Source organism: Syntrophomonas palmitatica JCM 14374 (assembly GCF_001311885.1).
Taxonomy (GTDB): domain Bacteria; phylum Bacillota; class Syntrophomonadia; order Syntrophomonadales; family Syntrophomonadaceae; genus Syntrophomonas_A; species Syntrophomonas_A palmitatica.
In genome coordinates, this window is sequence record NZ_BBCE01000002.1 from 57,318 (window position 1) to 83,260 (window position 25,943).

30 protein-coding genes and 3 pseudogenes are annotated in these 25,943 nt (G+C 43.4%); 23 read left to right on the forward strand and 10 right to left on the reverse strand.

The window, feature by feature from the left end; all coding sequences use genetic code 11:
- The first annotated feature begins 42 nt into the window (after window positions 1–42).
- The 10 genes and pseudogenes from JCM14374_RS01545 (at window position 43) to JCM14374_RS15050 (ending at window position 6,034) form a co-directional block, all read left to right on the forward strand.
- Window positions 43–972, forward strand: coding sequence for a glycosyltransferase family 2 protein (locus JCM14374_RS01545; RefSeq protein WP_054692566.1), 930 nt, complete (start codon window positions 43–45; stop codon window positions 970–972).
- Window positions 973–1,008: 36 nt separating this feature from the next.
- Window positions 1,009–1,989, forward strand: coding sequence for an ATP-grasp domain-containing protein (locus JCM14374_RS01550; RefSeq protein WP_054692569.1), 981 nt, complete (start codon window positions 1,009–1,011; stop codon window positions 1,987–1,989).
- 7 nt (window positions 1,990–1,996) lie between these two features.
- Complete coding sequence (locus tag JCM14374_RS13920; RefSeq protein WP_054692573.1) at window positions 1,997–2,191, forward strand: hypothetical protein; 195 nt, start codon at window positions 1,997–1,999, stop codon at window positions 2,189–2,191.
- 35 nt (window positions 2,192–2,226) lie between these two features.
- The gene (locus JCM14374_RS13925; RefSeq protein ID WP_207641561.1) at window positions 2,227–2,670 is read left to right on the forward strand and encodes a Gfo/Idh/MocA family protein; all 444 of its coding nucleotides are present in this window, start codon (window positions 2,227–2,229) and stop codon (window positions 2,668–2,670) included.
- Window positions 2,671–2,705: 35 nt separating this feature from the next.
- A complete protein-coding gene (locus tag JCM14374_RS13930; protein ID WP_439646053.1) occupies window positions 2,706–3,386 on the forward strand; it encodes a Gfo/Idh/MocA family protein in 681 nt (226 codons plus the stop codon).
- Window positions 3,386–3,739: an EamA family transporter gene (locus JCM14374_RS01565; RefSeq protein ID WP_054692576.1), complete on the forward strand. Its 354-nt coding sequence runs from the start codon at window positions 3,386–3,388 to the stop codon at window positions 3,737–3,739. Before JCM14374_RS13930 ends, JCM14374_RS01565 begins: the two co-directional genes overlap by 1 nt.
- Window positions 3,732–4,070 carry a DMT family transporter gene (locus tag JCM14374_RS01570; RefSeq protein WP_054692579.1) on the forward strand — a complete coding sequence of 113 codons (339 nt, stop codon included), beginning with the start codon at window positions 3,732–3,734 and terminating at the stop codon, window positions 4,068–4,070. Before JCM14374_RS01565 ends, JCM14374_RS01570 begins: the two co-directional genes overlap by 8 nt.
- Before the next feature lie 47 nt (window positions 4,071–4,117).
- A complete protein-coding gene (gene rffA / locus JCM14374_RS01575) occupies window positions 4,118–5,257 on the forward strand; it encodes a dTDP-4-amino-4,6-dideoxygalactose transaminase (protein WP_054692582.1) in 1,140 nt (379 codons plus the stop codon).
- A 14-nt stretch (window positions 5,258–5,271) separates the two neighbouring features.
- Window positions 5,272–5,685, forward strand: a pseudogene (locus tag JCM14374_RS15045) (prepilin peptidase); the annotation flags it as partial.
- 79 nt (window positions 5,686–5,764) lie between these two features.
- Entirely contained in the window at window positions 5,765–6,034 is a 270-nt protein-coding gene (locus JCM14374_RS15050) for a prepilin peptidase (RefSeq protein WP_054692585.1), read from the forward strand.
- A 57-nt stretch (window positions 6,035–6,091) separates the two neighbouring features.
- Here JCM14374_RS15050 and JCM14374_RS01585 read toward each other — a convergent pair whose 3' ends face one another.
- The 4 genes from JCM14374_RS01585 to JCM14374_RS01600 all read right to left on the reverse strand — a co-directional run bounded on the left by JCM14374_RS01585 (window position 6,092) and on the right by JCM14374_RS01600 (window position 10,970).
- Window positions 6,092–6,991, reverse strand: a complete 900-nt coding sequence (locus JCM14374_RS01585) for a PulJ/GspJ family protein (RefSeq protein ID WP_054692588.1) — start codon at window positions 6,989–6,991, stop codon at window positions 6,092–6,094.
- A gap of 35 nt (window positions 6,992–7,026) precedes the next feature.
- Window positions 7,027–7,878 (reverse strand): hypothetical protein, encoded by an 852-nt coding sequence (locus JCM14374_RS01590; RefSeq protein ID WP_172674121.1) that lies wholly within the window; start codon window positions 7,876–7,878, stop codon window positions 7,027–7,029.
- Between the two features lie 70 nt (window positions 7,879–7,948).
- Complete coding sequence (locus JCM14374_RS01595) at window positions 7,949–9,508, reverse strand: hypothetical protein (protein ID WP_054692603.1); 1,560 nt, start codon at window positions 9,506–9,508, stop codon at window positions 7,949–7,951.
- Between the two features lie 28 nt (window positions 9,509–9,536).
- On the reverse strand, window positions 9,537–10,970 hold the full coding sequence (locus JCM14374_RS01600) for a hypothetical protein (RefSeq protein ID WP_054692607.1): 1,434 nt from the start codon (window positions 10,968–10,970) through the stop codon (window positions 9,537–9,539).
- 470 nt (window positions 10,971–11,440) lie between these two features.
- Here JCM14374_RS01600 and JCM14374_RS01605 point away from each other — a divergent pair, with 470 nt between their 5' ends.
- The 13 genes and pseudogenes from JCM14374_RS01605 (at window position 11,441) to efp (ending at window position 20,733) form a co-directional block, all read left to right on the forward strand.
- Complete coding sequence (locus JCM14374_RS01605; protein ID WP_054692609.1) at window positions 11,441–11,845, forward strand: prepilin-type N-terminal cleavage/methylation domain-containing protein; 405 nt, start codon at window positions 11,441–11,443, stop codon at window positions 11,843–11,845.
- Window positions 11,838–12,290, forward strand: a complete 453-nt coding sequence (locus JCM14374_RS01610) for a PulJ/GspJ family protein (RefSeq protein WP_054692612.1) — start codon at window positions 11,838–11,840, stop codon at window positions 12,288–12,290. The genes JCM14374_RS01605 and JCM14374_RS01610 overlap by 8 nt, the downstream gene beginning before the upstream one ends.
- Before the next feature lie 111 nt (window positions 12,291–12,401).
- Entirely contained in the window at window positions 12,402–12,920 is a 519-nt protein-coding gene (locus JCM14374_RS01615) for a hypothetical protein (protein ID WP_054692615.1), read from the forward strand.
- A 287-nt stretch (window positions 12,921–13,207) separates the two neighbouring features.
- On the forward strand, window positions 13,208–14,212 hold the full coding sequence (gene pilM / locus JCM14374_RS01625) for a type IV pilus biogenesis protein PilM (protein ID WP_054692621.1): 1,005 nt from the start codon (window positions 13,208–13,210) through the stop codon (window positions 14,210–14,212).
- Complete coding sequence (locus tag JCM14374_RS01630) at window positions 14,212–14,766, forward strand: PilN domain-containing protein (RefSeq protein ID WP_054692625.1); 555 nt, start codon at window positions 14,212–14,214, stop codon at window positions 14,764–14,766. Before pilM ends, JCM14374_RS01630 begins: the two co-directional genes overlap by 1 nt.
- Window positions 14,763–15,464 (forward strand): type 4a pilus biogenesis protein PilO, encoded by a 702-nt coding sequence (locus JCM14374_RS01635; protein WP_054692628.1) that lies wholly within the window; start codon window positions 14,763–14,765, stop codon window positions 15,462–15,464. Before JCM14374_RS01630 ends, JCM14374_RS01635 begins: the two co-directional genes overlap by 4 nt.
- 423 nt (window positions 15,465–15,887) lie before the next feature.
- Window positions 15,888–15,965: pseudogene (locus tag JCM14374_RS15505) on the forward strand (PmbA/TldA family metallopeptidase); the annotation flags it as partial.
- 120 nt (window positions 15,966–16,085) lie between these two features.
- Complete coding sequence (locus JCM14374_RS01640; protein WP_369397263.1) at window positions 16,086–17,132, forward strand: TldD/PmbA family protein; 1,047 nt, start codon at window positions 16,086–16,088, stop codon at window positions 17,130–17,132.
- A 116-nt stretch (window positions 17,133–17,248) separates the two neighbouring features.
- Complete coding sequence (locus JCM14374_RS14255; RefSeq protein WP_054692629.1) at window positions 17,249–17,485, forward strand: PmbA/TldA family metallopeptidase; 237 nt, start codon at window positions 17,249–17,251, stop codon at window positions 17,483–17,485.
- Window positions 17,485–18,597 carry a TldD/PmbA family protein gene (locus JCM14374_RS01650; RefSeq protein WP_054692630.1) on the forward strand — a complete coding sequence of 371 codons (1,113 nt, stop codon included), beginning with the start codon at window positions 17,485–17,487 and terminating at the stop codon, window positions 18,595–18,597. The genes JCM14374_RS14255 and JCM14374_RS01650 overlap by 1 nt, the downstream gene beginning before the upstream one ends.
- A 16-nt stretch (window positions 18,598–18,613) precedes the next feature.
- Window positions 18,614–19,047, forward strand: a pseudogene (aroQ, locus tag JCM14374_RS01655) (type II 3-dehydroquinate dehydratase).
- A 54-nt stretch (window positions 19,048–19,101) separates the two neighbouring features.
- On the forward strand, window positions 19,102–20,163 hold the full coding sequence (locus JCM14374_RS01660) for a M24 family metallopeptidase (protein ID WP_054692632.1): 1,062 nt from the start codon (window positions 19,102–19,104) through the stop codon (window positions 20,161–20,163).
- Between the two features lie 12 nt (window positions 20,164–20,175).
- Window positions 20,176–20,733: an elongation factor P gene (gene efp / locus JCM14374_RS01665; protein WP_054692635.1), complete on the forward strand. Its 558-nt coding sequence runs from the start codon at window positions 20,176–20,178 to the stop codon at window positions 20,731–20,733.
- Here the strand turns inward: efp and JCM14374_RS15510 are convergent, their stop codons facing one another.
- From JCM14374_RS15510 to JCM14374_RS01690, 6 genes are all read right to left on the reverse strand, one after another.
- Window positions 20,734–20,946: a helix-turn-helix domain-containing protein gene (locus tag JCM14374_RS15510; protein ID WP_054692639.1), complete on the reverse strand. Its 213-nt coding sequence runs from the start codon at window positions 20,944–20,946 to the stop codon at window positions 20,734–20,736.
- Entirely contained in the window at window positions 20,937–22,247 is a 1,311-nt protein-coding gene (locus JCM14374_RS01675; protein ID WP_054692642.1) for an acetyl-CoA hydrolase/transferase family protein, read from the reverse strand. The genes JCM14374_RS15510 and JCM14374_RS01675 overlap by 10 nt, the downstream gene beginning before the upstream one ends.
- A gap of 312 nt (window positions 22,248–22,559) precedes the next feature.
- Window positions 22,560–22,703 carry a hypothetical protein gene (locus JCM14374_RS14260; protein WP_242848768.1) on the reverse strand — a complete coding sequence of 48 codons (144 nt, stop codon included), beginning with the start codon at window positions 22,701–22,703 and terminating at the stop codon, window positions 22,560–22,562.
- Between the two features lie 50 nt (window positions 22,704–22,753).
- Window positions 22,754–23,443, reverse strand: a complete 690-nt coding sequence (locus tag JCM14374_RS01680) for a CoA-transferase subunit beta (protein ID WP_242848769.1) — start codon at window positions 23,441–23,443, stop codon at window positions 22,754–22,756.
- A 5-nt stretch (window positions 23,444–23,448) separates the two neighbouring features.
- Window positions 23,449–24,390, reverse strand: a complete 942-nt coding sequence (locus JCM14374_RS01685; RefSeq protein WP_054692645.1) for a CoA transferase subunit A — start codon at window positions 24,388–24,390, stop codon at window positions 23,449–23,451.
- A 108-nt stretch (window positions 24,391–24,498) separates the two neighbouring features.
- Window positions 24,499–25,857 carry an acetyl-CoA hydrolase/transferase family protein gene (locus JCM14374_RS01690; protein WP_054692648.1) on the reverse strand — a complete coding sequence of 453 codons (1,359 nt, stop codon included), beginning with the start codon at window positions 25,855–25,857 and terminating at the stop codon, window positions 24,499–24,501.
- Between the last annotated feature and the right edge of the window lie 86 nt (window positions 25,858–25,943).

The window sequence follows — 25,943 nt, forward strand, 5'->3', positions numbered from 1 at the left end:
TAATATTCCTGATGTTAGTTTTGAAGGAAGGGCGTAAATGTTATGCATATTTCAGTAGTAACCCCTGCCTATAAGTGCAGTGAATGTATTGAGGAATTATATAAAAGGCTCATTCACACTTTTAATAATATGAATATTAATGATTATGAAATAATATTTATCAACGATGGGAGTCCAGATAATGATTGGGAAGTAATACGGCACCTGTGTCAGAAAGATTCAAAGGTAAAGGGCATCAACCTAACCAGGAATTTCGGACAGCACAAGGCTATAGCTGCAGGGCTTGATTTTGCCCAAGGTGAATGGGTAATTGTAATGGACTGTGACTTGCAGGATACGCCGGAGGAGATTTCCAAATTGTACTACAAGGCATTGGAAGGCTACGATGTAGTTTTTGGCAGGCGTTATGAAAGAAAAGACGGAGTCTTTAAAAAAGCCTTTTCGAACATTTTTAATTTGGTATTTAACTACCTTGTAGAACAAAAGACTGATAATGCTGTGGCTAATTTTAGTATTCTCAACCATAAAATAGTAGACAAAATAAAAGAAATGAAGGAAAGTACCCGTTCACATGCTTTGTTTATTTACTGGCTTGGTTATGAGGTTGCTTATGTAGATGTTAATCATTCTAAACGGTATTCCGGCAAGTCTTCTTATAATTTTAGAAAGTCTTTTAATTTAGCCCTGGATTTTGCAATATCTCAATCCAACAAACCGTTAAAAATATTTGTTAAAACTGGTTTCGGCATATCTCTTATAGCTTTTATTTATGGTATCAATTTGATAATAAAATACCTTATTTTCAAGGTTCCCGTACCCGGGTGGACTAGTATTATGGTGTCTCTGTATTTTATTGCTGGTTTGTTGTTGTCCAGTATGGGGTTGCTCGGCATATATATAGGCAAGATATTTGATGAAGTGAAAAGGCGTCCTATTTATGCCATAAAAGAACAAATCAACCTTGATTCTTAATGGGTAATTAACATTGATATTGAGAAAGGATTGTCCATGGGTTTAAATAATAGACTGCTGCTGGTTGGCGGCGGATATGCCGACATACCGCTAATTTTAGCAGCAAAAAAGTTGGGATATTTTGTAATAACTACTGGAAATAGACCCGAAGATCTCGGCCATGTTTATGCAGATGAATATTATTGTGTTGATTACTCTGATTGTAAAAAAGTCTATAAATTGGCGCAGAGTTTGAATGTATCAGCTATTTGCCCCTGCTGCAATGATTTTTCTGCTTTGTCAGCCGCCTATGCTGCAGAGAAATTGGGGTTACCCGGACATGACTCCTTTAAAACTGCAGAAATCATACACCATAAGGACCGGTTTAGACAATTTGCTATAGCAAACAACATCCCAAGTCCCCGGGCCATTGGATTTAGCAGTCAGCAGGAAGCATTGGACAGTATAGAGAAATTATCATTTCCTGTAATAGTTAAACCGGTTGATTTAACCGGCGGTAAAGGTATTTCCGTTGTTAATAGTATAGAAGAAGCTTGCCCTGCTGTTCAAAAGGCATTCGCCATTTCGAAAGCCCATAGAATAGTGGTTGAAGAATATATTTATGGAACCCGCCATGGTTTTTCAGCTTTTTTATATAAAGGAAAAGTGAACTTCTATTTTACGGATAACGAATATTATTTTCTGAATCCTTATATGGTATCGGCAGCCTCTGCACCCGGTAATGTTGCCCCAAGTGTAAAAGCGAATTTGTGTTGGCAGGCAGAAAAAATAGCATCACTGTTAGGGTTAAAGGATGGGATATTTCATATCCAGTTTATTTTAAGAGAAGATCAACCGGTGATTATTGAGATATGCCGAAGGGCTCCGGGAGATATGTATATTAAGCTGGTGGAGTATGTTGCGGGCGTGGATTATCCTTCCTGGATTGTAAAGGCCTTTGCGGGGCTGGATTGCGGAGGGCTTATGCCTTCAACTACAAGACGGTTTATTACCAGACATTGCATTATGAGTTCATAAGGGGAAATTGAAAGATATAACTTTTGAAACATCTATTAAAAAGAATATTATTGAAAAGTTTATCTGGGGCAAAAAGGGAGATATCATTGATGATGTAATGACTGCAAAGTTTGGTATTGTATTTCTGGAATTTGCCTCAATGGAAGAAATGATGACCAAGACAGAAGTCATGAACGAATTAATAAGAGTACAGGTATGTTAGTTTTGGGGGCAGATAAGAGGGGAAGGAGAAAAACAATGCCCAGGAAAGTCTTAAAATTGGGTTTTATTGGAGGAGGTCTTAATTCAGCGGTTGGCAACACGCATAGAATATCGTCTCAGCTTGATAATCGCTTTATATTAGAAGCGGGTTGTTTCAGCAGGAACTATGATATTAACCATGCAACAGCCGTTGAATATGGTATTGATCCCGACAAGGTATATGATAATTGGCGGAATATGCTAAAACAAGAGAAAAATAATCTGGATGCGGTTTGCATTTTAACTCCAACGAGTAACCATTCGGAAATGGTTATTGAGGCATTGCATTTGGGATATGGTGTCATATGTGAAAAGGCTATGGCCGCAACGTACAATGATGCCGTTCATATATGTGAAGCAGTTAATCATAATAAAGGTTTTTTAGCTGTGACATATAATTACACCGGTTATCCTATGTTGCGAGAATTAAAAAAATCATAAAGGATGGCAGGCTTGGCAACCTGCATCTAATTCAGATAGAAATGCCGCAGGAAGGTTTTGCGCGTTTGGATAAAAACGGACACATACCCAAACCGCAAAATTGGCGTTTAGAAGATGGAAGCATACCTACGATTTCCCTGGATCTAGGGGTGCATTTACATCATATCACATATTTTTTATCAGAAGAAAAACCGCTGGATGTTGTGGCTGACCAAAGTACATACGGACATTTTCAAAATGTAGTAGATAATGTTATGTGTATAGCCAGATACACAGGTAATCTGAGAACTCAGATATGGTACAGCAAGTGTGCATTGGGAAACAGCAACGGGTTGCGGGTCAGGGTATACGGCAGCCACGGAAGTGCAGAGTGGTTTCAGATGCGGCCTGAAGAACTGATAATTAGTGATATTAAGGGGAAACATGAAATCCTGGATAGAGCCGGGAGCGTTTGCTTGGCGGACGAATTGAGATACAATCGCTTTAAAGCCGGACATCCAGCAGGTTTTATCGAAGCTTTCGCCAATCTATACTATGACATTGCTGATAGTTTGATCGATTTTAATGAAAAAGGTTATTATAATTCGCCCTATGTTTTCGATGCTGTGCAAGCTGTAGAAGGTTTGGAAATGATGGAGGCAATTAATAAATCTGCTCAAAGCAGGTCCTGGCAGGCGATTATGTCAAGTTTAAACGCTCCGGCGGAGGAACTATAATGACAGGTTTACAGGCTGATAAAATTAAAAATGTGGTATTCCTGCAGTTTTCCATTTTTGTCTTAAGCCTAGGCGGGATTGCGGCTAAAAAGGCATCTGCCTTCAGCCTGGCTTCTATAGGATTCTTTGTCTATTATGGTTTAGAAATCTTAGCTATAGGGGTTTACGCTATTATTTGGCAGCAGATTATTAAAAGGTTTGATTTGTCGGTAGCCTATGCCAACAAGGGCAGCTTAATCATCTGGACCTTCATGTGGGCGGTGTTGTTTTTTCACGAGAATATTACCGTAAATAATATCCTGGGGGCTGTACTGGTAGCAGCAGGGATCATGATGGTGTTTAAAGATGCTTGATAAATACACGGGAATATTCCTGTTTTCTGTTTTCATAGCCTCCTGTGCGCAGGTAATGCTCAAGACCAGTGCCGGTAAAGAACGCGCGAACTATATCCAGGAGTATATCAACCCCTGGGTAATCGGCGCCTATATTATCCTGTTCATCTCGACCATATTGACTATCATAGCTTTTCGCAGGGTGGAGCTTAAATATGGCCCCATTTTAGAATCCTCCGGCTATATTTTTATTTTGCTATTAAGCCGTATTTTTTTTAATGAGAAAGCAACCCACAATAAGATGGCAGGCATAGCCTTGATAATAGCGGGTATATGTTTGTTTGGAACATGATCCATTAAAATTGGATGCTAAGCTGCGGGTGAAAGGCTGGGAGAAGCATGCTGCCCTTCAACGAGCCCCTGGTAACGGGCAAAGAAAACGCATACATACAAGAGGTGCTAAACCGCAAAAAGATATCAGGAGACGGTGATTTTACAGGTAAGTGCAGTACCTGGTTTGAGGATCACCTGGGATGCCGCAAAGCTCTCCTGACCACATCCGGTACTCACGCCCTGGAAATGGCGGCCTTGTTGGCTGACATACAACCGGCGGATGAAATAATCATGCCGTCATATACGTTTGTATCAACAGCCAATGCGTTTGTATTGCGTGGAGCCATAATTGTATTTGTTGACATTCGTCCCGATACCATGAACATAGACGAATCACGTCTGGAGGAGGCCATAACCAGCAAAACCAGGGCTATTGTTCCCGTACATTACGGCGGCGTTGCCTGTGAAATGGACACGATTATGGAGATTGCCGCAAGGCACAACCTTTTGGTAATTGAAGACGCGGCCCAGGGAATGATGAGCGAGTATAAGGGAAAAGACCTCGGAACAATTGGACATTTAGGCTGCTATAGCTTCCATGAGTCGAAGAACTACAACTGCGGCGAAGGCGGCTTGTTGATCATTAATGATGATAGCTTGGTGCGGCGGGCCGAAATTATCAGGGAAAAGGGTACCAATCGGTCTGAATTCTTTCGCGGCCAGGCGGATAAATATACCTGGATGGATATCGGGTCATCATATCTGCCCAGTGAACTGAATGCTGCCTGCCTGTATGCCCAGCTGGAGGTAGCCGACCATATCAACGCCAGGCGGTTGCAATTATGGCGCAGGTATTATGAAGGACTAAAACCCCTGGCTGAAAAAGGGCGGCTGGTATTGCCGCATATACCGGAAGGATGCCGGCACAATGCTCATATGTTTTTCATAAAGGTAAAAGACGGAAACGAGCGCCAAAGGTTGATAAGATACCTGCAAGAAAACGGTGTAATGGCGGTTTTTCACTATATTCCTTTGCACAGCTCGCCGGCGGGAAGGCTTTATGGAAGATTTTCCGGCCATGACAAATATACTACCAGGGAAAGCGAGCGGCTGCTGCGACTGCCCATGTACTACAACCTGGAGGAGACGGACGTAGACCGGGTGGTGGCTCTGATTGGCAGGTATTATGAGCGGGATGGCAGTTGAGATTATAATCTTATTTGGCGGGGAGGTTTGGTTATGTACCAGGGGGTGCTGGCCTTTATAGGCGGGTTGCAGTCGGTTCGTTTTTAAATGTCGTAATTTATCGCCTGCCACGAGAAGAGTCGATTGTTTTCCCCGGCAGCCATTGCACATACTGCGGCCGCCTCCTGCGGGCTTTGGACCTGGTCCCGGTGTTGTCGTATTTGGGCTTGCGAGGCCGATGCCGTTATTGTCGGGCTAGAATAAGCCTTCGCTACCCGCTGGTGGAAGTCCTGACGGCGGTTTTATATTTGTTGGTAATAATAGAATACGGCTGGTCGTGGTTAAGCGTTGCAGGAGCGCTATTAAGCGCCCTGCTTATTGCATGTGCCTTTATTGACCTGGACCATGGGATTATACCTGATGCTATAACGTATCCGGGAATTATCACGGGACTGTTTTTGTCATATTTTACTGTGGGGGTATCCTCGGCTTTATTAGGCCTTATGTTATTCGGGGGGGATATTGCTTTTGACTGCTTTATTGTCCCGAGGCGGCATGGGCGGAGGGGACATCAAGCTGGCAGCCATGATCGGAGCTTTTACAGGGCTGCAAGGCTCTATAGCCGCCTTTGTTATGTCATCACTGGCCGGAGGGTTATGGGCTCTATACCTGTTAATAACCAAAAAGGCGGATAGGAAGACTGCCATCAAGTTCGGTCCTTTTCTGGCCCTGGGAGGCTGGCTGGCGTACCTGTACGGGGAAAGGATTTTGCAAGCTTATTTTCTATTTTTAAGATAATTTTTTAAATCATCTATTCTATTTTGATAAAGGTGATTTTAAGAAATTAAGAATAAATCATATTGATTCAATCTTAAATAAAGAGAGAAACTTTATTGCGATAAACCATAAAACAGCTATTACGAGAAGTAAAAAGTATTCATAATGTAAAAGAGTATAAGCAATGATGACCAAGGGTAATAGAAAAATGCGGACAACAATTTTAATCCGTGGGTTGTTTTTAATAAACTGCGCAGCAGGTGGAGAAAATTTGTAATAATAATTGACAAAGTAACGTCCCCATTTATTTCCTAACATAAAGCGGTCACGAAATTCTTGTAAAATGCCAACAGCAGGACTGAATGGCGAACCGTAGGCGGCAGTGGCAATAAAACAATCTACGGTAGAAACTGCTGAGGCCTGCAGGTCTTCATCAGTGCGAAAATGAATAGTGTTTCCTGGCAACAAACCTACCATACTCTGATTGTTACCCCTTTCAAGAATCATATTATCCATTTTAACTGCACTGATAACAGTGTTATTTGAACCACAGGCTACCTGGTACTGAATACAGTTTTCCACCACGTTTCCAATCGAGTCTTGAATACGAGCAAATTCGAGCTGGGTTAATCGGGATATATTTTCTATTGCGATTGGAGCAGCGTTATTCTGCTGTAACATAAGTCTGCCGCTATCCATAAAAATATAATAATCTATTTGAGCGGTGCTGATATTTCCAGAATAATCATGGTTCGTACGGATTTCTACAAATTTAGCACCTCGCAGACTATTAGTAATATATTGGGCCGCTGCCTGACATTCTTTTTGGGCTTTCCATTGCTCCTCTGCCTTTTTATTACTGTTATAGATATTATTAAAAAGATTCCAGCCTAAGGTGGTTAAGACCGCCAGCAAGGCTACTGATACGATTATTTCAATTAAAGTAAAACCTTTATTATTCAATGCAGGTTTTAACATTTTGTTCACATCCAAAATAAATTATTTTGAAGACATTATTGTCCGGCTATGCCTTCCAATACAGGCATATTAGTACCATCGTGCAAGTTTTTCGCAGACCAGCTGGCCCCATCGCTGGAAATCCATACTAAGCCCTTGCCGTTTGACAAATCATTTCCTACAAGGGTATAAACACTGGTAGCTCCATTATAAATAATATTCTTTAAGGTATAATTTGCACCCAAAGAATACCAATTCCATTGTTCCGTAGCCGTTGGGTTCTGGTAAAACAGCAATCCCTTATCAGCTGGGGCAAAAAACTTGTTGCCGCAAAATGCAATATTATTAATACGTATATTTTCCTCATCGGATTTAAGCGGACCTGGATCGCTTGCCTGGTTCCAAGAATTCCACCAGTTATCGCTGCATTTCATTGATATAATTTCATTTTCATATTGATCAGCAATTCCCGCAATTCGAATGGTGCCATTGCCTACTATACGAAGGTAATTATTGTTGCCAGCATCTTGATAGAATGCAATACCCTGCAGAGAATCCAGCAGGTCTGCAGGAGAAATCGAATATTTATGCAGCAGATATTTTTCAATCTGCTTTCGGGTTTTGAAATCAACTTCACGATTACAGACTAATATTTCACTGATAGTACCTTTGAAAAACTGCCCGGTTTTTGAGGGATTACCTGAAGCGCCTATACCTGTGCCAGTATCTTGTATATTAATAGGTTGTTCCGCTGTCGCCGGGTCAGGTTTGGGATTTATTATGCTGCCGTTGATGTAACCACGAATGTCTTTTATTTTCGCATTCTCTTTATTTTTAAAGCTTAATAGTTTCAAGCTATCCGATATCATCTCCTGGTTAGGAGGCAGCGCGGTAGGTCGGAAATTCATATAACCTTGAAGTCTTACCTGCATTTCAGGGGTAATTCTAAAAGAAGATCCGGTTAAGATAGAGGGATCATTATAGTTTAACAGCAATATAAAAACGTTTTTGTTCACTTGTATCATTATTGTTCTTTGTAACAATAAAAATGGAACGACCTGAATTTCCTGGGGCAAGTGTATTAGTAATCATTAAATGGTCATCATATTCATCAAATTTTATGCCTGGATTGAACCCTGGTTCAAGTTCTGGCCCATAATAAGTGGTATTAGTCAGATTGCCCATAGCGTCATATTCTTTGAATGGTTCTCTTTTAACGGTAGCGTTATTATGATAGTTGCTTAAATCAAGCCAACGTTGGACCTTTTGTCCGTCAGTAATATTGCCGCCCCCGCTGTGTATGTCATTACCTGTTTGCAGGCCCTGGGCGGCATCTAACCAAAGTACGGGCTGAAGCCGGGAGCGAATATCATCTTGGTCCGTAAACTCATCAACCTGATTTACCCAGTGAATACCGTCTGTAGAACTGATTATAGTCCCCCTCTGCCCAATAGCTATAAACTGATTGTTGATATCATCCCATACAACATTTTTAAGGTCTGTATTTACGCCAGATGAACGCGGAATCCAATAGTCTGCCGAATAAGAAGCGGTGAGGATTGTACCCTGGTCTCCTACAGCAACAAACATCTTTTGGACTTGGGACCAACAGATGTGATTAAGATTTTGTGTGCAATTGGTTACCGCCTGTTGCCAGGGCAAACCATGCTTGAGAAAAAATATTTTTCCAGACGAACCCGCTGCCAAATATTTTGAGTTTTGCAGAGGGTCATCGCTGTCATTGTAAAATAGAATATCTTTTAATAATACGGTACCCGGGCTTGGAGGGGTCCTCATAATCCAGTATGAAGGATTCTCCGATGATATAATAATGCGGTTCAAGTTTGTGAGGGGATCTTTACCGATAGCCATTCGGTCAGGCAGAAGAATCAAAAGTATAGCATTTACCTTTTCTGTTCCAGTTTGCAGTTCTATAACGTAGGGGCTGTTTGAGCTCAGCAAGTTTAAAGGAATATCTAACCTGGCGCTGGTGCGGCTGTTAATCGATAGTGTACACCCGCTGATGTTATTGCTATTAAAGTCTACAAGCCTAAAACTAGTTAAGCCGGTTCGAAAATGGGTGTTATACCCGGTAATATTAATACTGCGTCTTAGGGCATAGGGAGGACCTGCTGCATAATTTTCAGGAAGGTAGCCTTCATTTAAACGGTAGGGATTGATACTTATATGAGGAATCCCTGCTAGAAAGTTTAAAACATCGTTTCTTTTAACATACCCTCCTACAATATTCCGTGCGGTACCACCTGAGATACGCAAAGGAAATTGGCCATTTATAATGGGAATAGTAGTTCCGTCAGCCAACAAGCATTGTTCAGTAGTGGAAGCTATTATCTCGACATAACGCTGAGCAAAGAAATGCTCAACCAAGTTGTCTTTAGTCTTTTTAATGACTATAAAACTATGTGTAATGGCTGGCAAAATAGCTATTATAATTAGAGCTATCAAAGACACGGAGACTATTATTTCGATGAGGGTTATACCTTTTTCGGTTGATAATGTCTTTTTGTCGGCTAACAATATTTTCCCCGCTTTCCTGGAGATAAAGTTAATTATCTTTTATATTAAACTCCACTGTACTACGCGGCAAAATAATCCCTGCATCAGGTGAAGCTGGATTAACAGGTATCAACAAACCTTGATTTATATAGTGCTCGAAAACCTGTTGGTGAGTGGGATAATTAGGGAAAATCCAATTAAAATTTGGAATAGAAGGGTCACGGTTGGGTTGGCTGTTTTGATTTAATAAGCTGCTTATATTAAGTGGTTGTTGCTGACCATTGATAACATTCTTTTTAAAATAGAAACTTCGATTACTATGATTATTACTCAGGCTTGAATCGATATAGACATTTCCTCTGAACTGAACCAGACCGTATGTGCCATTGGGGTCAACTTTATCGGCGTAAGTAGTGCCTGTAGGCCATAGTGAAGGATACGATGAAGCCCAGCTTGGACGGCCTGAAGCCACATCTAGATTCTGCCCCGGAATCCCATAGCCGTCAGGCACAAAAAGAGCCAAAATACCCGTGCTAACATGTATCCAGGTACCAGTTAAAACTTCATATAATATATCATCTCTAAGATAAAGGTCCTGGTTGAAAACTACGGTTTCTGCTACCAGGCCCAAGGCATTTTGGGTAAAACCGGAGTCAAGATCTACGGTCTTATTAAAGAAGATTGCCTTAGCGCCGTATCCTATACAGTCTTCATCACTTTTTAACTCAATTGTATTCGGGTCCGGATTGAACACTACTGTAGCTCCTGGCAATTCTGGATGGGGATATACGGTTTTACCGTTTGCTGACTGAGAATTTCCCCTAACAAAATATGCCCGACTGGGAGAAGATTGTATTGTAAACCATCTGTTGGGATCAATGGATGTTGGTATTTCATTTCCGTTAATCATATTAATATATTTGGATGAATTGGCTTTTAAGGTATACTTGCTTTCTGTATTGCCAACAGGTTTATATGCAGTAACCGTAATGGTATAGGTGTTTTTTAGATTAGGATCAGGGTCAGAGGATGAATTATAATCAATCTTTGCTTCTATTCTGCCACCATTTTTAGCGGGTAATGAAAAAGAAAACGGTTTCCATGTAGTATTGGGGTCTGTAGGAGGTATTGAAGAAGAATCAAGATAAACTTTATCAAAAGAAACCGAAGTATTGGTGCCCATTAGATCGTTATTGCGCCAATCCTCAATAATTGCGTCCAAGGCACTTCTAGCCAGGTAGCGGGTTTGTGAATGGACATCGAATTGCTTGCTTAGCGCATGGTAGTTTGTTGAATTTTGCAAAAGGATTCCTGCAACAAACACTGCCAAAAATAATATTCCCAAAACGAATAACATGGCTGCGCCCTTACTATTTGAAAAATGTAATCGGTTAATAAAAACAAAGGCGCGGGCATTATTTTCAGCCTTAAATGATCTCATACCTTTATTGGTAATTACTTTTGTCAACGGAAATATTTTCACATTCTTCACTCCCCCAAACATATGGATAGGGGTGCAGACGGTATGAAAAAAACAATATTATAATCTAATACAGCTTATTCAAACCGGTCTAAAATGATGATTGGCGGCTAGGGTTAAGACAAGTTGGTTATAGAACCATAAGCCAATTGTACCATAAAAACCCTAATATTCTGATAGTTTAATTAACCGACAAATAGAATAAAAATATTCGAAAAATCACCAATATTTTTTATAAAATAATTTAATATATGCTGAGACCTAATAATAAACGAAAGTGCGTTATTAAGAAAATATATCGTTTGGCTTTGATACACAAAGAATATTTGGGTCAAAAGTTCGCGAATATGCGCTCATAATTGGGTTATATGTAGTAATTTTTGGGAGATAAATTAATAGAAAATAGGAGGGAAAAAGTTACTCCATAAAGAAAAAAACACTATATAAAAAGAATAAGGAAAAATAAATGCATAATGAGAATATGTTGTTCGACAAGAGAAATTATTAAAGAATCAGCCGGGTTCAGCCTTATGGAAACCATGGCAGCGCTGGCTATTGTATGTTTAATTGCCTGCCTGGTGCTTTCTATAAGCGTAGCGGCTGCTGATTGGACTCAGCAGGCCGGCAGGGGGTTTAAGGTCGGACACTATGCTTTTTCCATCCTGGAAGCCATAAGGGCAGAGGCTGATGTATTAGATTTTGACAAACCGATTCTTTTGTCACAATTGATGCTGGCTAATCCTGAAGGCATTCCAGCTGTAATTGAGGTGAAGAAAGAGGAAGCCTTGAGTTCTGTTTATTATATCAGGGTACAGGCTGGTGACGGAGATAATTGGCCTCTGCTTAAATTGCAGACCCTGGTGCGAAAGAATGACTAAAATAATGAGAGATGAATGCGGAAATACTCTCGTAGAATTCTTGCTTAGCCTGGCGCTGGATGCGGTTATCATTGCTATTCTGCTGGGTATATTTCATATGGTTTGTATTTCTTCAGTTCAAAAACAAGCGCAAATGGATCTGCATGATTCCGCCCGCAGTTCTTTGCGCATGATTGAGTATGACCTTCTGGGGGCCAAGAAATTTGAAGTGATTTCAGGAGGGTATATATTAAAACTGATTAACAGTGAAAATGAGACAGTCCTCTATTATATGGAAGGCGAACAGTTTTACCGTTATGGTGCTGTTAAGTCCCCTATAGCAGAGAATGCTGACAGCATTAAATTCCAGATAAAGGGCAATATGCTTGAAATGAGTCTGTCATTTTATCGCGGTTCAGAGTATTACAAATTTGTAACCGCCATAACCCCCAGGTTGAATACATAGATATTTATGGATTAATCAGAGTATGGAATTTAATAGAACTCAATTTATCTATTACCCTGCTGGAATTGGGCCAGTTATATGAACAGGAAAGTTATAATGGGGGCCTGGCATATGAAGATGAATCAGCAGGGATACATAGTGCCGTTACTTATGATCCTGTCCTTCATAATCAGTATTCTTCTTATCAGTCTCCTGCAAGTCGCCTATTTTGACCGCCGGATAGAACATAATTCATTGGAGATTATGCAGGCCCAGCAGGCTGCTGATGGAGGTGCAGCCTGGGCTTGTGAAAAAATATCAGCCAATTTGCTTGCCGCCCAGAACCAAGAGAGTTTGCCCCTTAAGCCCTTGCAGGCCGTTGTTGTGCCTGTAGATATAGGCAATGCTGCGGATCAAGTAAATTTTACCATACCGGAACCCGGGGCTAAATTAGTAGATAGCGGGGCCGACTACGGTGTCTATGAGTTCAATTCAAGTGGTGTTTATAAGAACACCAGGAAAGTAATAAACGTTCGGGTAAAATACAGTTTTATTAACCATTATAAGATGGATGCCGGCGGTAATGCGTTGTTTCAGTCCCGTACTTTTCTGGATCATGGAAAAATCATTTCCTATAAGTTTGTTAATTAATACAGACTCTGGACCTTTATTAAGCCAGCCCGTTCTTTCCTGCCTGAAAAACGAATATCTTTTAAATAAAATTTAGATTGATTATTCAGAAAAAATATCAACATGGTATAATATTTACTATTATGAGAAGGCTTAGCCTTTGAACATAAAGTTTCCATACTGCCAGTTTTATTCATTATCATTTCCTATGTCTTAACCACCCATGATTGCAGGCAATGGCCATATTGGAAAATGGTTAAATCATCGGCAATTTTGTTACTAATATCATTCTGAGGAGGGGTGTACCTTTGATATTTTCACGGGCGCCTGGTATTGGACTCGATATCGGTAATAAGAAAATTAAATTAGTTCGGATTAAACGGGGTGGTCAGGGAGTAAAGCTGGTTGATTATGGATGCAAATTTTCTCCCCCGGGTTCAGTTGAAGCTGGTATGATACAGGATCCCGAACGACTGGGGGAACGATTGGGTGAACTGGTTGATGATATGAAATTGAGCAAACAGCCAGTCGTTTCAGTTGTAGCTGGTCCCCAGGTCTATATCCGCAATTTTGTCATGCCACGTATGAAATCACGGGAATTAAAGACCGCAGTTCGCTATGAGTCCAGCACTTTTCTTCCCATACCTATAGATGAAGCCGCCATAGATATTTCTCCGCTGCAGTATTTTGAAGATGAAGAAGGTAAAAAGGTAGAAGTGTTTTTTGTGGCGGTACGCAAGCTGCAGGTAGAAAATCTGCGCCTGGCTTGTGAAATAGCCGGGCTCAAATTGGCTGCCGTGGAAATAGAACCACTGGCCCTGCATCGTTTGTCATCCAGAGACCCATCCGAACAACAAGTTTTCGTAAATGTTGGCGCATCCCGTTCAACCTTTTCCGTTTTTAAAGGTGAAGCTTTGATTTTCAATCGTCACCTTTCCTTTGGTTGTTCAGCTTTTGCCCAGAGCTATCTGCATGGGCAGGACACTCCTTTTACAGGTCTGCAATCTATCGAAATAGGTTCTTCGGGAGAACACCAGTATCTGGTCAGGGATATGATCGCTGAACTAGCCCGGGCCATGGAATATTATAATATGCAAAAATCCGAGACTATTAATAACTTGTGGCTGTGCGGCGGCGGAGCGCAGCTTAAAGGGTTGGATCAGGCTTTAAGCGAAGGAATTAACTGCCCGGTATCTATTTTTGATTCGCTGAGGCGGGTTGAGATCCCCGATAATATCGATGATACGGTCAGAAAAGAATTGAAGTATGATTATGCGGTAGCCCTGGGATTAGCTGCCAGGGGGGTGATCTAATGGAAACGGCACGTCGTATTGAAATTAACCTGCTGGAAGTAGACCGGTCCGGAACCCGAAAACAGACGGCAATAATAGCAGCTTTGTTGTTGATAATAGCTTTTACCGGCATAATGGGCGGCATGTACGCTGTGGCTGTCAACCGGCTGGCGGCGGAAAAAAATCTTAATCGGGATCTTAAAAACCGCCTGATGAAATATCAACAAATAGAAGTAGCCGCTGATAATCAAAGAGAAGTTCAAAAGCAGATAAAAGATCGTATTCATAATATAGAGGAATTTGATAAAAAGCGAATCTCATATATAGATTTTCTGGAGGAAATACAAAAAACCGTACCGGAAGGGGTTTGTTTTACCCAGCTTAATATTGAAAATGGCAAATTGACCATAAACGGAACAGCCAGCAGCAAACAAGAAGCGGCTAGGTTTTTATCAGGACTGCGGGCCAGTTCATGGATCAAGGATATATCCAGTGCCACAGCCACTGGCGGCAGTGATCCTGCCAGCCCGATTACCTTCAATATTCAAGCTGATTGGAGGGCGGCACACCAATGAAAATGTCTTTGCGAGAAAAAATTATGCTGCTGGGTCTTTTTATAGTTGCTATCGTTTATTTATTTTATACCTATCTGTACGCACCTGTAACCGCTGAAATCAATACCGTCTATACCGAGAACCAGACAATGAAGAATGAATTGGAACTGTATAAAAACAATATGAAATCGAACAGCGGAATCGATAAGCAGTGGGAGCAATTGCAGAAGGACTACAATGAATTAGCCGTAAAGGTTCCTGATGAGAGCATGCTTCCCGAGGTCCTGTCTTTCCTGGACCAAATTGCTGCAGAATGCCACGTAAAAGCAGAAAACATAAGCCTGCAGCCCGCTGCGGCAGCCGCAGCCGGTACGGATGTCGAAGCGTCTCTGCAGCAGGTAAAAATACAGTTATCACTGCGGGGATCGTATTTTGACTTACTTTCCTATCTTTTGAAGATTGAAAAAGCTCCACGGTTGTACCGTATAGAAAATGCCCAAATGATTTACAGCCCTGCTCCTGCTGCGGCACCTGTGTCCGTGGGTGCAGAGGGTGAGGAAGCATCTGCGGTTCCTGCCATTCCTGCGCCGGTGATCAATGAAATAGCCATGAGTCTGAACCTGACAACGTTCTATGATAACTTTTCACTGCCAGGTTTTAAAGCCGAACTGGAAAAAGTTCAGCCTGGTGCGGGTAAGGATAATCCCTTCGGAATATAGGTTTTAATAAAATAGCAGCAGATTCTTTTTATTGCTTGACATGGTTGTACTCTGTGACTGTTTTTTCCAAGAAGCAGTCTTTCAGTACGACAATTGATTATGAAAGTCATTATTATGGTTCGGGACAGCCAAGGCTGTCCTCTTTTGGTATGCAGGATTTTTGTTCCATGGCAGAGAAAATAAGATTGCTGGGTGGGAATTTATTAATTATGCTCATAAAGACTAAGTTATCTTATCAAAGGGCAAATTAGAAACTAGTATATTATTTAAATTGCTGCGAAATAGGAAGAAAGGTGAATTTAATGCTGGATAAATCGTTGTTGACGAGGGTATTGGACGAGGCTTTAAAAAAAAGGCGCGGACTTTGCGGAAATATATGTTGAAGAAAAACAGGTCAGCAATATCGTCTGCGAAGAAGACCGTATTGATAAAGTTTTCAGCGGACGTGAGCAAGGGGCGGGCATCAGAGCTGTCAAGGACGGCAGAACTTCATATATCTATACCAACGACCTCTCTGAGCAGGGGTTATTAGAGGCGGGAAAGCGGGCGGCACATGTTGCTGCAGAAGATGGTAATAAGCAGGCTATTATATCCCTGCAAAAAAAGCTGGCGCCATACCAGATGGAATGCAAGCGTTTACCTGCCAGTATTGCCTTTGATGAAAAGATTGAAACGGTTTTACAGGCCAATCAGGCTGCCCGGGATATAAGCAAGGAAATCCGGCAGGTTACGGTAGTGGCAGGGGATCTCTTTAAACATGTTCAAATCGCCAACAGTGAAGGAGAACTTATAGAAGATCAGCGCAGTCGAGTAAGACTGGCGATTAATGTTGTGGCATCCAGGGAAGGCATAATTCAGACCGGGTTTGAGTCTGTCGGCGGGGTATGCGGCTGGGAGCTGCTTGAACAGGTGGATTTTCCGGAACTGGGAAAAAAAGCGGCTCAACTGGCGGTGAATATGTTGGATGCCCGGCCTGCTCCGGCAGGAAAGATGCCGGTCGTTATTTCGTCGGATGCTGGAGGAACCATGGTTCACGAGGCTTGCGGCCATGGACTGGAGGCTGATTTAGTGCAGAAAGGCCTTTCGGTATATCGTGACCGCCTGGGACAAATGGTAGCCGCGCCTGGGGTTACAGTTATAGACGATGCCACCCTGGAAGGCAAATACGGTTCCTTTGTATTTGATGATGAAGCCACAGTGGGGCAGAGAACGGTTTTGATAGAAAACGGCGAATTAAAACAGTACATGTATGACAGATTAACTGCGGCTCGTGACAACCAGGAACTCACCGGCAACGGACGCCGCGAATCCTACCAGCATAAACCGGTACCCAGAATGAGCAATACTTTTATCGCTCCAGGGCCGGATGAACCGGATGATATAATCCGTTCTACGGAAAAAGGCCTTTTCGTTAAGAAAATGGGAGGCGGACAGGTTAACACCACCAATGGCGATTTTGTTTTCGATGTGCAGGAGGCCTACATTATAGAAAACGGGGAGTTAAAATACCCGGTTCGGGGAGCGACTCTGACGGGAAATGGTCCGGCAGCCTGGCCAATATTGACCGGGTCGGGAAGGATCTGGGCTTTGGCATTGGCGTATGCGGGAAAGAAGGTCAAGGGGTATCGGTTTCCGATGCGCAGCCGACTATTCGCATTAAGGAAATGACGGTGGGAGGCATGGCAGCGGGCAGCCAGAACCGCCACCCGGTTATTAAGAGGATGTAATAGACATAGATACCCCCCTGCATTAAGATTTGGCATAACCAACGAATGGAGGCTGTTATGGGAACGATAGAAGAGGTTTTGAGAACAGCGGGAGAAAAAGTCCTGGAAGCGGCCAGACGAAAGGGCGTAGAGGCTGAAGCCTATTTGCTGCACGATCAGGTTTTAAATTTAGAAGTGGCAAATGACCAGATAGAAACGCTTAAAGAAGCGGAAGAAACCGGTTTGGGATTAAGGGTTTTGCGTGACGGACGATTGGGATTCGCCTATACCAGCGATTTATCAGACCAGGCCTGATGCAGACTGTAGAAGATGCTATAAGTATTTGCAGCTACGCTGAAAAGGACGAATATAATGTGCTGCCCCGGGGCGGATACAGCTATCCGGGTATGGAGCTTTTCGATCGGGAGATACAGGAGGCCAGCCTGGAGACTAAAATCGAGTTGGCGCGCACTATTGAACGTGAGGCACGTTCGCGGGATGCCCGTATTAAAATTGTTGAACGGGCCGGGTTTGAAGATAGTGATTACACCTGTCTGATTATGAACAGCAACGGCCTTTATGCTTCCGCTCGGGCCAATATATGCGGTATTTATGTATCGCTGGTAGCTGCTGAAGAGAATGATGCCCAGAACGGTTTTGCCATGATGATAAAAAAACATTTCCGTGACCTGAACCCGGTTGAAGCAGCCACTGAGGCCAGTGATCGTGCTTTGAGAAGTCTCAATGCCCGTTCTATTGCTTCTGCACATATGCCTTGTGTGATGGAATCGAATGTTTTCACACGTTTTATGGGACTGTTGGCGCAAATGGTAGATGCGGAGGCGGTGCAAAAAGGAAAATCTCTTTTTGCAGGGCGGCTAGGTGATAGCGTGGCTTCACCGCTTTTTTCGGTGGTTGATGATTCTACGCTGGAAGCGGGCATCGGCAGTTTCCCCTTTGATGGGGAGGGGGTTTTAGGGCAGAAAACACTGGTGATAGAAAAAGGGGTATTAAAAAGCTTTTTACATGATACTTATACTGCCAGCAAGGATGGGATTCAATCAACCGGCAACGGCCAGCGCGGTTCTTTCCGCGGACTTCCTTCAGTGGGGGTAAGTAATTTTATTCTGTCACCGGGAGATATAAATCCCCAGGATATAATCGGGGAAGTTGAACAGGGTTTGTATGTTACGGATGTAATAGGTATGCATACCGCTAATCCCATTTCCGGTGATTTCTCAGTAGGAGCGACCGGAATTGTGATAGAAAAAGGCCGTCTTGCCCATCCGGTACGCGGTATAACCATTGCCGGCAACCTGGGAGAACTATTCCGTGATATAGACGCACTGGGCAATGACCTGCGCTTCTTCGGAGCCCGGGGGGCGCCCACGGTCCGCGTTAAGTCATTAAGTGTTGCCGGAGAATAGAGAGGGGACTTTGTGAATGAAGAGAATTCTGGTATTAAACGGACCTAATTTAAATCTTTTAGGCAGAAGGGAACCGGCGGTATATGGTGAAACCAGTCTGGATGATATTAATGAAGAGCTGGATGCGCTGGCAGAAAAGCTGGGGCTTAAACTAGATTTTTTTCAATCCAATCATGAAGGGATACTGGTTGACAAAATTCAGGAAGCCAGTGCTTCCTACGCGGCATTAATTATCAATGCCGGAGCCCTGACACATTACAGCATAGCAATACATGACTCTCTAAAGTCTGCAGAGATTCCAGTGATTGAAGTACATCTCAGCAATATATACCAACGAGAAGAATATCGCCATCATTCCTTTATATCTCCGGTGGCACCGGCGGAATTTTCGGTTTTGGCAAAACCAGCTACAAACTGGCCCTTATAGCCGCCAGCGAACTGGTGAATTAATAACTGCTATTTAAACGTCCATATTGCAGGGAATATGATTTTGGGGGATAATTAATGAATCAGCGGCTGGACAAACTGTTGGCAAGTTTAGAACAGCGAGGACTGGGGGCCTTTTTAGTCTCCAAACCAGAAAACATCAGGTATTTGTCTGGTTTCTCCGGGGGCAGTGATGCCCGGTTATTAATATTAAAAGGACAGGGATACATATTAACCGATTCTCGGTATTTTCAGCAGGCAGCCTCCGAATGCCCCGGTTGGGAACTGGTGGAGGAGAAACCCGGCAGCCTGGAACAATTGGCCAGGATCTGTTCGCATACTGGCATATTAGGAGTCGAAGGCGCGGCCTTGAGTTATACAGATTACCGGCACATCGAACAAGCACTTCCTGGAGTAATAATGCCGGTGAACAATATAGTCGAAGATCTTCGCCTGGTAAAAGACCAGGATGAATTGGAGCATCTCCGCCAGGCAGCACGGATAGGGGACCAGGTTTTTGCGTTATTGATCAATAAGCTGCAAATCGGTATGACTGAAAGACAGGCCGCGGCGGAAATAGCTTATCAGCTTCGTTTGCAAGGCTGTGACCGTGAATCTTTTGATACTATCGCTGTTGCCGGAGAAAATGCGGCCTTGCCGCATGGACATCCCGGTGACAGGGCTCTGGTAAGCGGAGATATGCTAACCCTGGATTTCGGAGGGTTCTATCAGGCCTATGCCGGGGATATGACCAGGACTATAGGTTTTGGGAAAATATCCAAATTGTTTTGCCAAAGATATGCTTGTTTATTAGAGGCACAATTATTAGGGGTCTCTTTGGTCAGGGCTGGAGCCAAATGCCAAGAAATTGACCAGGCAGTAAGAGAGTACCTGGGAAAACACGATTTAGCCTCATATTTTATACACGGTACCGGTCATGGAGTGGGACTGGAGGTGCACGAGCAACCCAGGGTTTCTTCTCGCAGCGAAGAGGTGCTGGCAGAGAATATGGTGGTCACTATTGAACCGGGTATATATTTTCCGGGTTGGGGAGGTATACGTATAGAAGATACGGTTATAGTCAAAGAAGGGGGATGCGAAATCATAACCCTTGCTCATAAAGAACTAATAATTATCTGATGGAGGGATAAGATGATATCGGTTAATGATTTTAAAACCGGCGTGACTATCGAATTGGATGGACAGGCTTACGCGGTGGTTGAGTTTCAGCATGTTAAACCTGGTAAAGGCGCTGCTTTTGTACGTGCCAAGTTGAAGAATGTGAAGACCGGGGCGACGATTGAGAGAACCTTCCGCGGAGGCGAGAAAGTGCCTAAAGCCCACTTGGATCGCCGGGAGATGCAGTACCTGTATAATGACGGCTCCGGGTATATATTTATGGATAATGAGAATTTCGAACAGATAAGCATTACGGCTGAACAAATCGGGGACGGTATTAAGTGGCTGCTGGAGAATATGAATATACAGGTTCTAATATTCCAGGAGAATATCATCGGTATTGAGCTGCCCAATTTTGTGGAAATGACTATTATCGATACCGAACCGGGTGTAAAAGGTGATACAGCCACAGGTGTAACCAAGAATGCCACTGTCGAAACCGGAGCCACGGTTAAGGTGCCTCTATTTGTAAATACCGGAGATAAGATTCGCATCGATACCCGTATTGGTGAATACCTGGATCGGGTTTAATCATTGTAAGGGGCTACAGGTTAACAACAGACTTAAAATATTATATTTAAGTGACAGGCGGCGGATTCCTAGAAGATCTGCCGCCTTTTGTTTATTGCCCCGGCAAAACTGTAATGCATTACATATAGCTTCCTGTTCTGCTGATTCACGAGCTTCCTTTAAAGTGGGAAAAATGTCAAATGACCTGCGTTGGGTACCTCGAATTATAGCCATTTGTACTGCCTGGCTTTGAACTCCAGTTCATCTCTAAAATCCGGATGGGCTATACTAATCAAACTTCTAACCCGCCGGCTCACAGATTGACTGGTTAATCTTACCGCCCCATATTCAGTTACAACCCATTCCACATCATTACGGGAAGTAGTCACTGCAGTACCGGGTGGCAGCACGTCCAGAATGCGTGAATACAGCCGGCCTTCTTTGTCAGTTCGGGTAGATGGCAGAGCGATTATGCTTTTCCCGTTTTTGGCCATCTGACTGCCCAGCACAAAATTAACCTGACCACCGGTTGCGCTGAACTGGCGAGTGCCAATAGATTCAGATGCTACCTGCCCGGTAAGATCGACCATCAGGGCATTATTTACTGACACAATATTATCATTCAATGCGATTCGGTTGGGATCGTTGGTTTTATCAATCTGGCAGGCTAAAAAGTCTTCATTACGGTGCAGGAAGTTATATAGTTCATGCGTCCCCACCCCAAAGGTATAAATGACCTTACCCGGGTAAATGCTTTTCTTGCTGCCATTTGCCGCTCCTGATTTCACTAATTCCATCATTGAATTTGACAAAACTTCGGTATAAATACCCAGATCCCTTTTGCTTTTTAGGAAATAACCAATACAGTTAGCCAAACCGCCCAATCCAAGCTGAATTGTTGAACCATCAGGTATCATATCAACTATGATGGCGGCCATTTTTTCTTCGATCGGGGTTACGGGGATATCCGGCACCTGCGGCAGAGGCAAATCGTTTTCTACAATGGCATCGACCTGAGAAACATGAATGGCAAAAGAGTTGTTGTCACTGTAGAGCCAGGGCATATTCTTGTTTACTTCCACGGCTACGTATTCACAGCGGTTCAGCACCTTGTCAGGCAGCAATCCGCCGTAAAGCGAACGAACCATATAACCGTTTTCATCTGGAGGACTGACCATAACCGCAGCTTTGTTTACCTTAACGTCCAGGAGCCATTGGTACATGCTGCCCAGGTGTTTGGGAACGTAATCAATAGTGCCCCATTCCGGATGCTGCCTTTCGGCGCCTCCCAGAAAGACACTTTGCACATTAAAATGTTCTTTGTATTCCGGTTTCATATATTCAGGAATCTGCATGACCAGGGCGTGAGTAAAAGTAACATTGGTAATCTCACCGGCCCTGAGTGATATAGCCCGGGCTATTTCGTGCGGAACATTGCATCCCCCACACATGGATATGACATCTCCGGATTTGAAAGCTTTGGACACCTCTTCAGCCGTTGTGAGCTTGCGGCTATATTCCTCTCTCCAGTTCACAAATATCCCCCTCGTTTTAATTACATATTTCTAGAACTAACCATAGATGAACAAATTAACTAAAACGCAGCGTGGTTATGCAGTCCTGTCCGGTTTTCCAACATTAGTTGTCTCAATGTTGCATAATGTTGTTTGCATATAAAAGAGGGTAAACCCAGGTTTATCGTATGGGTGCGTAATAGTATTTGCTTGTGTCCAGAAACATTTGAACGCCCTTTCGCATCTTAACAGATCAGACTTAGCTGGTTTGCTGAATTTTTTAAATTTAAGCTTGTTTAAGAATGTATGATAATCATACTAATCTGTAGGTGATTATTTCTTTCTCGCCAACAACTGCTCCATCATGTCGTAGCTTTTTTCTAAGACTTCCATATAAAAATCAAAGCCTTTTTCCGGATCGGCCATGGCAGAACGTCCATTGCCCAGGTAGAGGCCATATGGGTCCAGAATGCGCATGATCTCAACCTGCTCCTGGCTGGGGGCTTGGGTAATCCCAACGTCAGGGCTTACCAAGAGATTCCAGGAGACGTTGTTTTTAACCTCTTCCGGTTCCAAACCAGGATGCAGCTGGCCAGATACATTTCTTTAGTTTCAGGATCGAAACGGAAAACCCCCATATCGGTAATAACCGCTGCCGGGCCTCCGCCCAGCAAACCGGCTTTTTGCCGGGAATCTCTGCCGGTTAAAAAACCGGGAGTGGTGAGATAATCAACCCGTTCAATGAACCGTCTTTTTTCCTGACGCATCATGATAAGCAGCCGTCCTACTGACGATCCGATATCGTTTCCCCCGCCGCTTCCGGCTACCCGAACCTTGGCTTTGGGATAACCGCCTATGGCAGTGGTATTAAGGTTGCCGAATTTATCTATTTGTGCGGCTCCGATTAATCCTACATCGAAAAAGCCTCTTTGCTGGTCGCCAAATAACCTCCACATGGGTATGCAGCTATAAGCCCTTTCATCAATAGTGCTGTCAGCAATACAGGTTAAAAGCCTCCGCGGCTCTGATCCGATAGCGCCGCCTTCTACAGCTATAGTCATATTAGGGGCGTGGGTAAATTTAGCGACCATTGCGGCAATCAAAGGAGGACCGATACCGACAAATGCCGTTTCCATATCGGAGAATTCCCGAGCCATGGTGGCAGCCATCAATTCCATCAGGGTATAATCATTGGCATGTTCAATCTTAGGCGACATTACTATTACCTCACTTCCCCGAATTTTTGGTAGCGCTGTTCAGCCCGAGCCAGACGCATCAAACGATCCCATCCGAGCTTTTGACAGTAACCCTCCCAGTCGTTGACACCATAGATCCATTCTTCAGCCCATTGTTCGAAACCTTCGTGCGTGCTCCAGGCTTTATTAACTTGATTCCCGTAAGGGACATCCATAGCGTAGTAATAGGAACAGCCCCGTCCGTGTGAACCAAAGGGAACCTGTACCACTGCATTCACACAATAATAGGGAATGCAAGTCAGGTTGGGATAACGACGGATCTCATCTGTAGGGACAATCTCCTCGGCTGTTATAATTACATGCTGAGCAGCCCGGGCCAGTGCGTCATCATCTCCCATGTGGCCAAGTATTTGGGCATTACCGAATTTATCACAGCGCTGGACATGGATAAAGGCCACGTCAGGATTAGCTGCCGGCACCAGGGCTACAGGCTCACCGGTATAGGGATCATCAATAATTTTAATGCGGGGATTATGAACGGGAATATCAGAACCCAGGAGCGATTTTACCGGCATAAAAGAAAGCCCCATCGAACCTGCCAGGAAACGCATACCGGTGGAAAGGTTTGAATATTCTTCGATTTCAATTTTGCGGGGAATCTCTTTTTCGAGAGCCCGGCGATATACTTCATCTGATCCCCATATACCGCCCCAGTTGTAAGCAATCTCAAATTTATCCACTAATCCTAGGCCAATAAGTATGGAATCGTGAACAAAAGACACGGAAGTATCGCTTACCAGGCGCAGGTTTTTCTTCCGTTGGCGGGCTACCTCGTGTACGGCTGCTGTGGGAGTTCGGTCTCCGATTCCACCAAAACTCAGATAAGCACCGTCTGCAACAAATTGCGCTACAGCTTCCTTAAGAGTAACTACCTTGTTAATTGGTGCTTTGCTCAGCTTCTCCTGCATTAACCTTTCCTCTCCTTCGACGGTATTTTACTTTAAATATAAAATAATTGTTGCTGGATTGTATAACTAAATTTTTTATAATATTATTTCGAATAATAAGCTTTTCAACTAAAAAGGAATATGGTTGGTCCTCGACCATATTTTCATTTCCTGGGCGGCTGATATTAAATCATCGCGGAAATCTGGATGGGCTATATTTATCAGAGATTCTGCCCGCCCCCATATGGAACGTGATTTCAAACTAGCCATGCCATATTCGGTTACCACGTACTGTACTACGGTTCTGGGAACGGTTACTATTGCGCCTGGGGATAACAGAGGTCTTATACGTGAATGCAGCTGCCCTTTCTGGTCCTGCCAGGTAGAGTTAAAGGCCAGAAAACTTTTGCCGCCCCGGGAGTGGAAAGCGCCTTCCACAAAATCCAATTGTCCGCCGGTGCCTGATATCTGCCGCAGGCCGAAGCTTTCCGAACATACCTGGGAGAACAGGTCGATTTCCAGAATGTTGTTTATGGATATTACATTGTCATTCGCTGCTATGGCGGAGGGACTATTGGTGTCGAAGACGGCCATGGAAGCACAGCGGGGGTTTTCGTGCAGAAAGTCATAGGTTTCCTTTGAACCCAGGCTGAAAGAATAGGCGCTCTTGTGTCTATCCTTGGCCTTTTTATCATTGGTAACCTTGCCTTTTTCGTACATTCTCACCATGGCGTCACAGAACATTTCACTTTGGATACCAAAGTCTCTGAGATCTGAGTCAGCTATCATGTTGCCGATAAGATTAGGAAGGGCTCCTATACCAAGCTGCAGGCATGCGCCATTAGGGATTTGCTCCATGATATAGGCCGCAATTTTCTTCTCGGCTTCATTGGGTTCTGGTGATGGAGGAAGGGTGAAAACGGGATTGTTCGCTTCAATAATGTAATCAACATCACTGATATGGATAAATTCGTCACTGCCTCCCAGGCATCGCGGCATATTAGGGTTAACCTCAACAATAGCTATCTTGCTGTTCAGGGCAATACCACGGTTGTGAGAGTTTCCCAATCCGAAGTTAAAACATCCGGATGGGTCCATAGGAGAAACCTGGGCGCACCATACATCTGCCCAGGCATGCGCAAAATCAGGGCTGTAAGCTAACATGGTAGCTTCATGGTAGTTAAAGGGGCAATGACAGGCTAATCCGAAATCTCCGGCTTTGCGGTCTATTGCCGTGAAGTACCAGCTAAAATACTGAAAGCTTTTTTGTTCAGGATCATTTTTAATTACCTCAGGAACAGGCAGGACGGTCCCTGTTCCCCTGATGGAGACCTTTTGCAGTTCCCCGACCCTTTTACCCAGAGCGATATCGAAATCAATTGGTTTGGTAGCAAACATCCCGTATTCTATGGTGTCTCCTGATTTAACCATTTGCGCGGCTTTATCCGCTGAAACCAGTTTGCTTTTGTATTCCTCCATATATGACATTTAGATACCCCCTAATCCCAGCCTATAAGCCGGTTCTCTCTCTTTACCTGGTGAGTTAAATGTGTTCACCTCGCTTTCTATACGAT

Bases quoted from the DNA above. Each gene is read 5' to 3' on its own strand.
- JCM14374_RS01545 (WP_054692566.1), top strand. From the start codon at position 43: ATGCATATTTCAGTAGTAACCCCTGCCTATAAGTGCAGTGAATGTATT.
- JCM14374_RS01550 (WP_054692569.1), top strand. From the start codon at position 1,009: ATGGGTTTAAATAATAGACTGCTGCTGGTTGGCGGCGGATATGCCGAC.
- JCM14374_RS13925 (WP_207641561.1), top strand. From the start codon at position 2,227: ATGCCCAGGAAAGTCTTAAAATTGGGTTTTATTGGAGGAGGTCTTAAT.
- JCM14374_RS01565 (WP_054692576.1), top strand. From the start codon at position 3,386: ATGACAGGTTTACAGGCTGATAAAATTAAAAATGTGGTATTCCTGCAG.
- JCM14374_RS01570 (WP_054692579.1), top strand. From the start codon at position 3,732: ATGCTTGATAAATACACGGGAATATTCCTGTTTTCTGTTTTCATAGCC.
- rffA (WP_054692582.1), top strand. From the start codon at position 4,118: ATGCTGCCCTTCAACGAGCCCCTGGTAACGGGCAAAGAAAACGCATAC.
- JCM14374_RS01585 (WP_054692588.1), bottom strand. From the start codon at position 6,991: ATGTTAAAACCTGCATTGAATAATAAAGGTTTTACTTTAATTGAAATA.
- JCM14374_RS01590 (WP_172674121.1), bottom strand. From the start codon at position 7,878: ATGAATTTCCGACCTACCGCGCTGCCTCCTAACCAGGAGATGATATCG.
- JCM14374_RS01605 (WP_054692609.1), top strand. From the start codon at position 11,441: ATGAGAATATGTTGTTCGACAAGAGAAATTATTAAAGAATCAGCCGGG.
- JCM14374_RS01610 (WP_054692612.1), top strand. From the start codon at position 11,838: ATGACTAAAATAATGAGAGATGAATGCGGAAATACTCTCGTAGAATTC.
- JCM14374_RS01615 (WP_054692615.1), top strand. From the start codon at position 12,402: ATGAAGATGAATCAGCAGGGATACATAGTGCCGTTACTTATGATCCTG.
- JCM14374_RS01630 (WP_054692625.1), top strand. From the start codon at position 14,212: ATGGAAACGGCACGTCGTATTGAAATTAACCTGCTGGAAGTAGACCGG.
- JCM14374_RS01635 (WP_054692628.1), top strand. From the start codon at position 14,763: ATGAAAATGTCTTTGCGAGAAAAAATTATGCTGCTGGGTCTTTTTATA.
- JCM14374_RS01640 (WP_369397263.1), top strand. From the start codon at position 16,086: ATGGAATGCAAGCGTTTACCTGCCAGTATTGCCTTTGATGAAAAGATT.
- JCM14374_RS14255 (WP_054692629.1), top strand. From the start codon at position 17,249: ATGGGAACGATAGAAGAGGTTTTGAGAACAGCGGGAGAAAAAGTCCTG.
- JCM14374_RS01650 (WP_054692630.1), top strand. From the start codon at position 17,485: ATGCAGACTGTAGAAGATGCTATAAGTATTTGCAGCTACGCTGAAAAG.
- JCM14374_RS01660 (WP_054692632.1), top strand. From the start codon at position 19,102: ATGAATCAGCGGCTGGACAAACTGTTGGCAAGTTTAGAACAGCGAGGA.
- efp (WP_054692635.1), top strand. From the start codon at position 20,176: ATGATATCGGTTAATGATTTTAAAACCGGCGTGACTATCGAATTGGAT.
- JCM14374_RS15510 (WP_054692639.1), bottom strand. From the start codon at position 20,946: ATGGCTATAATTCGAGGTACCCAACGCAGGTCATTTGACATTTTTCCC.
- JCM14374_RS14260 (WP_242848768.1), bottom strand. From the start codon at position 22,703: ATGCGCATTCTGGACCCATATGGCCTCTACCTGGGCAATGGACGTTCT.
- JCM14374_RS01680 (WP_242848769.1), bottom strand. From the start codon at position 23,443: ATGTCGCCTAAGATTGAACATGCCAATGATTATACCCTGATGGAATTG.
- JCM14374_RS01685 (WP_054692645.1), bottom strand. From the start codon at position 24,390: ATGCAGGAGAAGCTGAGCAAAGCACCAATTAACAAGGTAGTTACTCTT.
- JCM14374_RS01690 (WP_054692648.1), bottom strand. From the start codon at position 25,857: ATGTCATATATGGAGGAATACAAAAGCAAACTGGTTTCAGCGGATAAA.